At 71.5% G+C, this 11,218-nt stretch carries 9 protein-coding genes; 8 read left to right on the plus strand and 1 reads right to left on the minus strand.

Annotated features, from left to right (window positions below):
• The first annotated feature begins 19 nt into the window (after positions 1-19).
• Together aceB and IG86_RS0123730 are read left to right on the plus strand one after the other, a co-directional pair.
• Positions 20-1,612 (plus strand): malate synthase A, encoded by a 1,593-nt coding sequence (gene aceB / locus IG86_RS0123725; RefSeq protein ID WP_030899394.1) that lies wholly within the window; start codon positions 20-22, stop codon positions 1,610-1,612.
• Positions 1,609-2,481, plus strand: coding sequence for a 3-hydroxybutyryl-CoA dehydrogenase (locus IG86_RS0123730; protein WP_030899397.1), 873 nt, complete (start codon positions 1,609-1,611; stop codon positions 2,479-2,481). Before aceB ends, IG86_RS0123730 begins: the two co-directional genes overlap by 4 nt.
• Positions 2,482-2,566: 85 nt before the next feature.
• On the opposite strand, the gene IG86_RS0123735 is transcribed toward IG86_RS0123730, so the two are convergent.
• Positions 2,567-3,514, minus strand: a complete 948-nt coding sequence (locus IG86_RS0123735; RefSeq protein WP_030899401.1) for a methionyl-tRNA formyltransferase — start codon at positions 3,512-3,514, stop codon at positions 2,567-2,569.
• A 274-nt stretch (positions 3,515-3,788) separates the two neighbouring features.
• On the opposite strand from IG86_RS0123735, the gene IG86_RS0123740 reads away from it, so the two are divergent.
• The 6 genes from IG86_RS0123740 (at position 3,789) to IG86_RS0123765 (ending at position 11,183) form a co-directional block, all read left to right on the plus strand.
• Entirely contained in the window at positions 3,789-5,147 is a 1,359-nt protein-coding gene (locus IG86_RS0123740; protein ID WP_030899404.1) for a lysine N(6)-hydroxylase/L-ornithine N(5)-oxygenase family protein, read from the plus strand.
• 47 nt (positions 5,148-5,194) lie between these two features.
• Complete coding sequence (locus tag IG86_RS0123745) at positions 5,195-6,268, plus strand: FecCD family ABC transporter permease (RefSeq protein WP_167751161.1); 1,074 nt, start codon at positions 5,195-5,197, stop codon at positions 6,266-6,268.
• Positions 6,265-7,341: a FecCD family ABC transporter permease gene (locus tag IG86_RS0123750; protein WP_030899409.1), complete on the plus strand. Its 1,077-nt coding sequence runs from the start codon at positions 6,265-6,267 to the stop codon at positions 7,339-7,341. The genes IG86_RS0123745 and IG86_RS0123750 overlap by 4 nt, the downstream gene beginning before the upstream one ends.
• Before the next feature lie 41 nt (positions 7,342-7,382).
• Positions 7,383-8,258 carry an ABC transporter ATP-binding protein gene (locus IG86_RS0123755; RefSeq protein ID WP_030822110.1) on the plus strand — a complete coding sequence of 292 codons (876 nt, stop codon included), beginning with the start codon at positions 7,383-7,385 and terminating at the stop codon, positions 8,256-8,258.
• Positions 8,259-8,334: 76 nt separating this feature from the next.
• Positions 8,335-9,393 (plus strand): iron-siderophore ABC transporter substrate-binding protein, encoded by a 1,059-nt coding sequence (locus IG86_RS0123760; RefSeq protein ID WP_030899411.1) that lies wholly within the window; start codon positions 8,335-8,337, stop codon positions 9,391-9,393.
• Between the two features lie 2 nt (positions 9,394-9,395).
• Positions 9,396-11,183 (plus strand): ABC transporter ATP-binding protein, encoded by a 1,788-nt coding sequence (locus tag IG86_RS0123765; protein WP_030899414.1) that lies wholly within the window; start codon positions 9,396-9,398, stop codon positions 11,181-11,183.
• The last annotated feature ends 35 nt before the right edge of the window (positions 11,184-11,218 follow it).

Genomic DNA, 11,218 nt, shown 5'->3' on the forward strand with positions numbered 1-11,218 from the left:
ACCCTCGTCAGGAGACCGCATGACCACCATCGCCACCACGCACCGGGTCCGGGTCCTCGCGGCACCGGGCGACCGCCACGAGGAGATCCTCACCCCGGAGGCGCTCGGCTTCGTCGGCCGCCTCGACGCGGCCTTCGCCCACCGCCGCGACGAGCTCCTCAAGGAGCGGCGCCGGCGACGGGACCGCCTCGTCTCGGGAACCCCGCTGGACTTCTCCATCGCCACGGCTGCCGTGCGTGCCGACCCCGACTGGCGGGTGGCGCCCCCGGCCCCCGGCCTCACCGACCGCCGCGTCGAGATCACCGGGCCGCCCGACCGGCGCATGACCGTCAACGCCCTCAACTCCGGCGCCCGCGTGTGGATGGCGGACTTCGAGGACGCCACCGCACCCACCTGGGACAACATCGTCGGCGGCCAGCTCAGCCTGCTCGACGCCATCGAGCGGCGCATCGACTTCACCACGCCCGACGGCAGGGAGTACCGCCTCGGGGAGGACCTGGCGACCATCATGGTCCGCCCCCGGGGCTGGCACCTCCTCGAAGAGCACCTGGAGGTCGAGGGCCGGCCCGTCCCCGCCGCGCTGGTCGACTTCGGCCTCTACTTCTTCCACTGCGCGCAGCGCCAGATCGACGCCGGCCACGGCCCGTACTTCTACCTCCCCAAGCTGGAGAACGCGCAGGAGGCCAGGCTCTGGAACGACATCTTCGTCCTCGCCCAGGAGCTCCTCGGTATCCCGCGCGGCACCGTGCGGGCCACCGTCCTGATCGAGACGATCACGGCGGCCTTCGAGATGGAGGAGATCCTCCACGCGCTCCGGGAACACAGTGCCGGCCTCAACGCCGGCCGCTGGGACTACCTGTTCAGCATCATCAAGACCTTCGGGCACCGCACCGACTTCCAGCTCCCCGACCGGGCCCAGGTCACCATGACCGCGCCGTTCATGCGCGCCTACACCGAGCTGCTGGTCCGCACGTGCCACCGGCGCGGCGCGCACGCCATCGGCGGCATGGCCGCCCAGGTGCCGTCCAAGGAGCCGGAGGCGGGCGCCGCCGCCCTCGCCACGGTCCGCCTGGACAAGGAACGCGAGGCCGAGGACGGTTTCGACGGCTCCTGGGTCGCCCACCCGGCCCTCGTCCCCGTCTGCCGGGAGGTCTTCGACGGCGTACTGCACGACCGGCCCCACCAGCTCGACCGGACCCGTGAGGACGTGCACGTCCGAGCCGCCGACCTGCTCTCCGTACGCCGCACCTGCGCGCCGCCCACGGCGGCCGGTGTCCGTGCCAACGTGGCCGTCTCGCTGCGCTACTTCGAGGCCTGGCTGCGCGGCCACGGAGCGGTGGCCCTGGGCGGCCTGATGGAGGACGCGGCCACCGCCGAGATCGCCCGGGTGCAGCTCTGGCAGTGGCTGCGCCACCGGAGGATCGACCGGGAGGACCTGCTCGTCGTGATCGACGAGGAATGCGCCGCGCTCACCGCGGAGCGTCCCTACGCGCTCGTGGCACAGGCCGCTGCCGTACTGGAGCGGGCCGCGCTGGAGCGGGACCTCCCGGCCTTCTTCACGGCCGACGCCTACAGCCGCCACCTCGTGCGCCGTGCGCAGGTGCTGTCGTGAGCGGCGCGATCCGCCGGGTCGGCGTGGTCGGAGGCGGACAGATGGGCGCCGGCATCGCCGAGGTCTGCGCCCGCGCCGGACTCGACACCGTCGTCTGCGAGGCCGGTGACGCCGCGGCACTGGCCGCCAGGGAACGGGTGGCCGTGTCCCTCGAACGGGCCGTCCAGCGCGGCAAGCTGGACCGGATCTCCGCCGAGGACGCCCTCGCCCGGCTGGTCTTCTCCGGCAGCCTCGACGACCTCGCCGACCGGCAGCTGGTCATCGAGGCCGTCACGGAGGACCCCGAGGTCAAGACGGAGACGTTCGCCGCCCTCGACAAGATCGTCGAGGATCCGGAGGCGATCCTCGCCACCAACACCTCCTCCCTGCCGGTCATGCGTCTGGGCATGGCCACCGGCCGCGCCGACCGGGTGGTGGGACTGCACTTCTTCAACCCCGTCCCCGTCCTGCCCCTGGTGGAGGTCGTCTCCTCGCTCCACACCGCCCGAGGGACCGTCGAGGCGGTGGAGGCCTTCGCCCGCCGGGCGCTGGGCAAGACCGTCGTCCGTTCCACCGACCGGGCCGGCTTCGTCGTCAACGCCCTCCTGGTCCCGTACCTGCTCTCGGCGATCCGCATGGCCGAGTCCGGCTTCGCCACCGCGACCGACGTCGACGCGGGCATGGAACTGGGCTGCGCCCACCCGATGGGGCCGCTGAGGCTCGCCGACCTGATCGGTCTCGACACCGTCGCCGCCATCGCGCAATCCCTCTACGACGAGTTCAAGGAACCCCTCTACGCCCCGCCCCCGCTGCTCCGGCGGATGGTGCAGGCGGGCCTGCTGGGCCGCAAGAGCGGACGCGGGTTCCACACGTACGACCAGGGCCGATGAGGGGCCCGGGTCCGCCGCCGGGCTGAGGGGCCCGGCGGTACGCGGTGAGCGGGGGTGCGGTGGAGTGGTGTCCGCCGCACCCCCGTCAGGGGCGCGCGGTCAGGTATCCGCCCATGGTGGTGAAGTACTCGGCCGCGGGCAGCTCGCGGCCGTCTTCGGTGCGCACCCGGGTGAGGGCGAGCCCGTGGTTGCGGCCGGTGCGGGCGTCGGCGCCCGCGACGATCACCACGCCGTCGCCCTCGCGGTAGAAGACGCGGCCGGGCGTGCCGCCGTACCGGCCCTGGGACACGAACGCGGCCAGGACCTCGATCCGGCGGCCCCGGTGGAAGGTGAAGGCACTGGGGTACGGCTCGGACTGGGCACGGACGAGGCGGTCCAGTTCCTCGGCGGACCAGGTCCAGTCGATGCGGCTGTCCTCGACGGAGCGCTTGTGGAAGAAGCTCGCCTGCGAGCGGTCCTGGCGGACGAACTCCCGCTGCCCGGCGGCTATGAGGTCGAGGGCGCCGACGGTGACCGGTGCGATGAGGTCGACGGTGCGGTGGAAGAGGTCGGTGGCGGTGTCCTTCGGCCCCACCGGCACCGCCTCCTGCCGCACGATGTCGCCGGCGTCGAGCTCGTCGTTCATCATGTGCGCGGTGACGCCCACTTCGCTCTCGCCGTTGATCAGCGCCCAGATCAGTGGGGAGAAGCCCGCGTACTTCGGCAGCAGCGAGTCGTGCACGTTCAGCGTGCCGTGGCGCGGGAGGTCGAAGACGCGCGGGGGGAGCCAGGTCCGCCAGTTGTTGGCGACGATGATGTCCGGGTCCGCCTCCTTCAGGCGCGCGAACAGCTCGTCGTCGTCGGGGCGGTTGCGCAGCAGTACCGGGACCCCGTGCTCCTCGGCGAGGTCGGCGACGGAGTCGCTCCAGATCTTCTCGTAGACGTGCTCGCTCTTGGGGTGCGTCACGACCAGCACCACGTCGTGCTCGGAGTCCAGGAGGGCTTGCAGGGTGCGGTGCCCCCAGGTCTGGTAACCGAACATGACGACCCGCATGGGGTTCCTCCTCAGCGCAGGGGGTTGGTCATGTCGAGTAAAGCAAGGCTTGCCTAAGCGTGCAATGGGCCCAATTTCCAAGGGAGTTGAAGATCACCCGCACGGGTGACCGTCCGTTTTGTCTATCGACAGTGCCGCCGTGATGAGCTTAGCCTTGCCTAAGTCTCATGGTTGCGGCTCCGTCGGCGTGCCCGAATTTCCGCGCCCGGCGGATGCTCGACCGACGGCCGCCCGTCCCCACGGCCGGCGGCCGCCCTCGCACGATGGGAGTGACATGGCACAGGTTCGTCCTGGCGAAGTCCCGTTGGTCCACGACCTCATTGGAATCGGCTTCGGGCCCTCCAACGTGGCCATGGCCATCGCGGTCAGCGAGCACAACTTACGCGTCAGCGGACGGGAAACGATCAGCGCCTACTTCTTCGAGCAGCAGCCCCGCTTCGGCTGGCACCGCGGGATGCTCATCGACGACGCGACCATGCAGGTGAGCTTCCTCAAGGACCTGGTGACGCTCCGGAACCCGGCGAGCGAGTTCAGCTTCCTGTGCTACCTCAAGAGCAAGGGGCGGCTGGTCGACTTCATCAACCACAAGAACCTCTTCCCGCTGCGCGTCGAATTCCACGACTACTTCGAGTGGGCCGCCGACAAGGTCGACGACACGGTGTCCTACGGCCACGAGGTCGTCGGGATCACACCCGTCGCCCGTGACGGAGCGGTGGAGTACCTGGACGTCACGGTCCGCTCCGGGGAGGGGCTCGCGCTCCACCGGGCCCGCAACGTGGTCATAGGCACGGGACTGCGTCCCTCCATGCCGGACGGGGTGGAGCGCACCGGCCGCGTCTGGCACAACTCCGACCTCCTGACGAAGGTCGACGGCCTGGACGGCGCCGCCCCGTCCCGGTTCATCGTCGTCGGCGCCGGGCAGAGCGCCGCCGAGAACGTCGCCTACCTGCACCGCCGCTTCCCCGGGGCCGAGGTCTGCGCCGTCTTCTCCCGCTACGGCTACAGCCCCGCCGACGACAGCGGCTTCGCCAACCGGATCTTCGACCCGGAGGCCGTGGGCGAGTTCTTCGCCGCGCCCGAGGACGTCAAGCGCCGGCTCATGGACTACCACGGCAACACCAACTACTCCGTCGTCGACATCGACCTGATCGACGACCTGTACCGGCAGATGTACCAGGAGAAGGTCCTCGGCACCGAGCGCCTGCGCTTCCTCAACGTGTCCCGGCTGACGGAGGTCAGGGAGACCCCGGCGGGCGTCCACGCCACCGTGCGGTCCCTGGTCACCGGTGAGGAGACCTCCCTGGAGGCGGACGTCGTGGTCTTCGCGACCGGCTACCGCCCCGCCGACCCGCTCGGCCTCCTCGGCGAGGTCGCCGGGCGGTGCCTGCGCGACGACTCGGGCCGCGTCCGGGTCGAGCGCGACTACCGCATCGCCACCGATCCCGCACTGCGCTGCGGCATCTACGTACAGGGCGGTACGGAGCACACGCACGGCATCACCTCGTCCCTGCTGTCCAACACCGCCGTCAGGGTCGGCGAGATCCTGGACTCCCTGCTCGGCCGGGGCCTGAAGTCCGGCTCCGACGAGGCGCGCACGCTCGCCGGCGGCGCCGGTGGCACGGCCGCCCGCTGACCGGCGGTCCGGCTCCGCTGACCCCAGTCCACCGGTGGATCGAAGGGATGACGTACGGCGACATGGGCGCGATTGCAGTTGAACGTCCCGTGCCCACGGGCACGACACGGGTGCGAAGGCGGCGAGTCGTCGGTTCGCTCACCCTGCTGTTGATCCTCCTGACCGTGATGGCGGTGTCGTTGGGCGTCGGTGCGCGGGGCCTGAGTCCGTCCGAAGTCTGGTACGGCCTGTCGGCCGGACCCGGCGCCGACCACCGGCTCACCGAGATCCGGCTCATCGTGCAGACCGTACGGATCCCCCGCACGGTGCTGGCCACCGTGGCCGGGGTGGCCCTGGGGGTCGGCGGGGCGCTGATCCAGGGCTACACGCGCAACCCGATCGCCGACACGGGCCTGCTGGGGGTGAACGCGGGCGCCTCGTTCGCCGTGGTCTCGGTGATCGCCGTCTTCGGCTTCGCGAACCCGTTCCAGTACGTCTGGTTCGCCTTCGCCGGGGCGGCGGTCGCGGGCGTCGTCGTGTTCGGGCTGGCGAGCATCGGCCGGGGCGCCGGCAACCCGTTGACGCTCGCACTGGCCGGGCAGGGGGTCACCGTGTTCCTCGCCGCCATGACCACGGCGGTCGCGCTGTCCGACAAGGCGTCGCTGAACGCCCTGCGCTTCTGGAACGCGGGCTCGGTGGCCGGCGTCGGATTCGACGTCATCTGGCCGGTGACCGCCTTCGTAGCGGTCGGCCTGCTGCTGGCGCTGACCACGCTGCCCGCCGTCAACCTGCTCAACCTGGGCGACGACGTGGCCCGCGGCCTGGGCGTGAACATCGCGCTGAACCGGACCGTCGGGATCATCGCCATCACCCTGCTGGCCGGGGCAGCGACGGCGGCGTGCGGCTCCATCGCGTTCCTCGGACTCATGGTGGCGCACGTGGCCCGCTACCTCACCGGGCCGGACTACCGCTGGCTGGTGCCGTACGCGGGTCTCCTCGGCGCCATCGTCCTGCTGGTCTGCGACATCGCGGGGCGGCTGCTGGTACGGCCGGGCGAGCTGGACGCCGGTGTCGTCGTGGCCCTCCTCGGCGCCCCCTTCTTCGCGGTGCTGGTGTGGCGCGGAAAGTTCAAGAGCGCATGAGCGGGACCGATGTGAGCGCGCCCCGGGTGAAGCCGCCGGTGGCCCCCGGCGTGCGGATCGGCCGGATCTCCTTCGTCTGGCGGCCATGGCTCGTCTGCACCACGCTGCTGCTCGCGGCGGCGACGTTCCTCGTCTTCTGCCTGTCCATCGGCGTGGGGGACTTCCCCATCGGCCTGCCCCAGGTGATCGCCACCATCCTGGGCCGGGGCGAGCAGGTCGACGAGTTCGTGATCATGGATCTGCGGATGCCGCGGGCCCTGGCCGGATGCGTCGTGGGCATCGCCCTGGGCATGTCCGGGGCGATCACCCAGTCCATCGCGCGCAACCCGCTGGCCAGCCCGGACATCCTCGGCATCACCTGGGGCGCCGGCGTGGTCGCCGTGTTCCTGGTGACGGTGTCGGGCGGGACCGCCACGGCGGTCGTCAACTCGGTGGGTCTGTCCGGGGCCGCCCTTGCGGGTGGTCTCGGCACGGGGCTCCTCGTCTACGTCCTGGCGTGGCGGCGCGGGATCGACGGCTTCCGGCTGATCCTCATCGGGCTCTCGGTGAGCGCGGTGATGGAGGCGATCACGACCTGGCTGCTGGTGACGGCCGACATCAGGGACGTGGCCCGGGCGCAGGCCTGGCTGATCGGCTCGCTGGACAACCGCTCGTGGGACGACGTACGGGTGGCGCTCTGGTGCACGCTCGCCCTGACGGCCGTCGTGGCGGGCGTCGCGTTCCAGTTCAAGCCGTTGCACCTCGGCGACGACGTGGCCGCGGGCCTGGGCGTCCGCTACACGGCGGTGCGCGCCGTCCTGCTGCTGTGCGCGGTGCTGCTGGCCGGGGTCGCGGTGAGCGCGGCCGGGCCGGTCTCCTTCGTCGCGCTGGTCGCACCGCAGGTCGCGATGCGCCTGACGAGGTGCCCGACACCGCCGATGGTCGCCTCGGGGGTCACTGGGGCCCTGCTGCTGACCGGCGCGGACCTGGTCGCGCGCACGACGCTGCCGATGACCCTGCCGGTCGGCGTGGTCACCGCCGCGATCGGCGGTCCCTTCCTCGTCTACCTGCTGGTGCGGGCCAATCTCCGTTGATCGAAAAACATGTCCGGGCAGGCTGGGAACGAGGGGGAACCGTGGCCGTTGAGCACGTCACCGGGATCGCGTCCGGGGGCGGTGAGACCGCGCGGCTCGCCGCCAGAGGGGTCACCGTCGGGTACGGGGGGCGGGTCGTCATCGACGATCTGGACGTGGCGATCCCGCCCCGGGTGATCACGACGATCATCGGCTCCAACGGCTGCGGGAAGTCGACCCTGCTGCGGACCCTGTCGCGGCTGCTCAAGCCGACCCGGGGCAGCGTCGTCCTGGACGGCGACGACATCGCCCGGCTCAGGACCCGGGACGTGGCCAGGAAGCTCGGTCTGTTGCCGCAGGCCCCGGTGGCCCCGGAGGGGCTCACCGTGGCCGACCTGGTCGCCCGGGGGCGGCATCCGCACCAGAGCTGGCTGCGGCAGTGGTCCTCGGACGACGCCGCCGTCGTGGAGCGCGCGCTGGCCATGACCGGCGTCTCGGACCTCGCCGACCGCCCGGTCGACGCGCTGTCCGGGGGCCAGCGCCAGCGCGTGTGGATCTCCATGACGCTGGCTCAGGGCACCGACCTGCTGCTGCTCGACGAGCCGACCACGTACCTGGACCTGGCGCACGCCATCGACGTGCTCGATCTCGTCGACGACCTGCACGAGTCGGGGTGCACGGTCGTCCTGGTCCTGCACGACCTGAACCTGGCCACCCGATACAGCGACAACCTCGTCGTGATGAAGGCGGGATCGATCCTGGCGCAGGGGCACCCGCGCGAGGTCATCACCGCCGAGTTGCTGCACGAGGCGTTCGGACTGCGTGCCAAGGTGATCGACGACCCGGTGGGGGACAGGCCCCTCATCGTGCCGATCGGCCGCGCCCACGTACGGCCTGATCGGATGGACAAAGATACGGTTCAAGTAAGGCTAGGCTAGCCTCAGTTGAGCGCGCTACTGTGTGCCTGCCCTCGGCCGGGGGCGCAATGGACAGCACGAAAGCAAGGGATTGCGGATGCTTCTCCATCGAAGGTCAGTTACGAACCCCTGGGCGCGGCCGACGGCGACGGTGGCCGCCGCGGCGCTCGGGATCGGGCTCCTGGCCGGATGCGGTTCCGATCCGGCGGACCCGGCCGACAAGAAGGGCAGTGACGCTCCGGCCGCCGCGGCGGGCACCTTCCCGGTCACCGTGGAGCACGCCTTCGGATCCACGAAGGTCGCCAAGGCTCCCCAGCGGGTCGTCTCCGTCGGCTACACCGACGACCAGGCCGTCCTCGCGCTCGGCATCAAGCCGGTGGGCATGGTCGACCAGTACCCGAACCTGCCGGGCACGAGCCCCGACATCAACACCCAGTGGCCCTGGACGAAGGACAAGTGGGGCGACACCCGCCCCGAGGTCGTCATGAACAACGGCGACGCCGGCCCGAACTACGAGAAGATCGCCGCCCTGCGGCCCGACCTGATCGTCGCGGTCTACTCCGAGATCGACCAGGCCGCCTACGACAAACTCTCCAAGATCGCCCCGACGGTGGGCCGGACCAAGGCCGAGAAAGAGCCGTTCAGCGCCCCCTGGCAGGACAACGCGGTCCACATCGCCAAGGCCCTGGGCCAGGAGGCCAAGGGCACCGAACTGGTCAAGGGCATCCAGGACAAGCTCGACGCGGCCAAGAAGGCGCACCCCGACTTCGCGAACCGGACCGCCGTCGCACTGTCCTGGTACAAGGACTCGGTGGCCCCCTTCACCACCACCGACGTACGCGGCCGGCTGGTGACGGGCATCGGCTACAAGGGCCAGACCGAGATCGACAAGATCGCCGACGGGAAGTTCTACACCACGCTCTCCCCCGAGCGCATGGACCTCGTCGACGTCGACCGCATCTTCGTCATCGCCGACAAGGCGGACCAGGAAGCACTGAAGAAGTTCGAGCTGTTCACCAACCTGAACGCGGTCAAGAACGGGAAGGTCTCCTACCTCCTGGACAGCGAGGGCCCGGCCGTCGGCGCGGCCATGTCGCAGGGCACCCTGCTCTCCCTGCCGTACGCGATCGACGAACTCGTCAAGTCGGCCGGCTGAGTGTGAGCGCCACGGACACGCTCGTCGCGCCGGTCACCCTGCGCACGACGACCGGACGCGAGGCCACCCGCTGGGTGGCCTCGCACTGCCGCGAGGTGCCCTGGCTGACGGCCGCCACCGTCCTCACGACGGTGGCCGGCGCGGCCCTCCAGGTGCTGCCGCTGCTCCTGCTCGGCCGGGTCGTCGACGCAGTGGTCGCGGGCGGACCGCGCTCGATCCTCGTCACCACGGGCGTGCTGATGGTGGCCGCCGCGCTCCTCGGCGCGGCGGCCACCGCCGGGTCCACCTACCTCGTCGGGCGGCTCGGCGCGGACCTCCTCGCCCGGCTGCGGGAGAGCGCCGTCCGGGCGGTGCTGGGCATGCCGAGCGCCCGGATCGAACAGGTCGGCCGGGGAGACGTGCTGTCCCGCGTCGGCGACGACGTCGCCGTGCTGTCCAGGGGCATCCGCACGGCCGTCCCCACCGTGTTCTCGGCGGGCGTCCTGGTCGTCATCGCCACCCTCGGCATGTTCGGCCTCGACTGGCGGCTCGGCCTCGCGGGCGCCGGCGCACTGCCCGCCTACGCCCTCGCCCTGCGCTGGTACCTGCCCCGCTCCGCCCCCCTCTACAAGCAGCAGCGCGCCGTCCAGGCGGACCGCGCACAGGCGCTGATCAGCGGACTGAACGGGATCGACACCGTCCGCGCCTACCGCCTGGAAGGGGCCGTACGCGAGAAGGTCACCACGGAGTCGTGGCGCGTCCGCGAACTCGGCATCGAGGTGTTCCGGCTCTTCGGCCGGTTCGTCGGCCGCGAGAACCGCGCCGAGTTCATCGGGCTGGTCCTCATCATCGTGGTGGGGTACGCCCTGCTGGAGGCCGACGCCGCCACCCTGGGCGAGGTCTCGGCGGCCCCGCTCCTCTTCCACCGGCTGTTCACCCCCCTGGGCTCCATCATGTTCACCTTCGACGAGGCTCAGAAGTCGGGCGCGAGCCTCACCCGGCTGGTCGGCGTCCTCGGTGAGGACGCGCAGGACCGGCTGGTCGGCGCCCCCGCCGTCGAGCCGGCGGCCGACGTGCCCCACCCGGTGACCGTGAAGGGCCTGACCTTCAGCTACCCCGGCACCGAACAGCCGGTCCTCCAGGACGTCGACCTGTCGATCCCGGCCGGAGGCTCGCTCGCCCTGGTCGGGGCGACGGGCGCCGGCAAGTCGACCCTGGCGGCGCTGATCGCCGGCATCGGAACCCCACAGGCCGGATCGGTGCGCATCGGCCCGACCGACCTCGCCGGTCTGGACGAGGCCGGCGCGCGGGCCCTGGTGAGCATCCTGACGCAGGAGACGCACGTGTTCTCCGGCCCGCTCGCCGACGACCTGAGGCTGGCCGCACCGCGGGCGACCGACGCCGAACTGACCGACGCCCTGCGTACGGTCGGCGCCGACGGCTGGGTGGACGCGCTGCCCGACGGTCTGAGGACCCCGGTCGGAGAGGGCGGCGAACGCCTGGACGTCACCAAGGTGGCCCAGATCGCCCTCGCCCGGCTGGTACTGGCCCGCTCGCCCGTGGTGGTGCTCGACGAGTCCACGGCCGAGGCGGGCAGCGAGGGCGCGGCCGAGCTGGAGCGGGCCGTGCTCGCCGCGTGCGCCGGCCGCACCACGCTGTTCGTCGCGCACCGGCTGACCCAGGCCATGGCGGCGGACCGGATCGCGGTACTCGACGCGGGCCGGGTCGTGGAGCACGGAACACACGAGGAACTGGTGGCCCTGGGCGGCCGCTACGCGCAACTGTGGCGCGCCTGGCGCGAGGGAAGTTAGGACACGGCCTGGGTCTGGCCCACCCGGTCCGGGTG

The organism is Streptomyces virginiae, assembly GCF_000720455.1.
Taxonomy (GTDB): Bacteria; Actinomycetota; Actinomycetes; order Streptomycetales; family Streptomycetaceae; genus Streptomyces; species Streptomyces virginiae.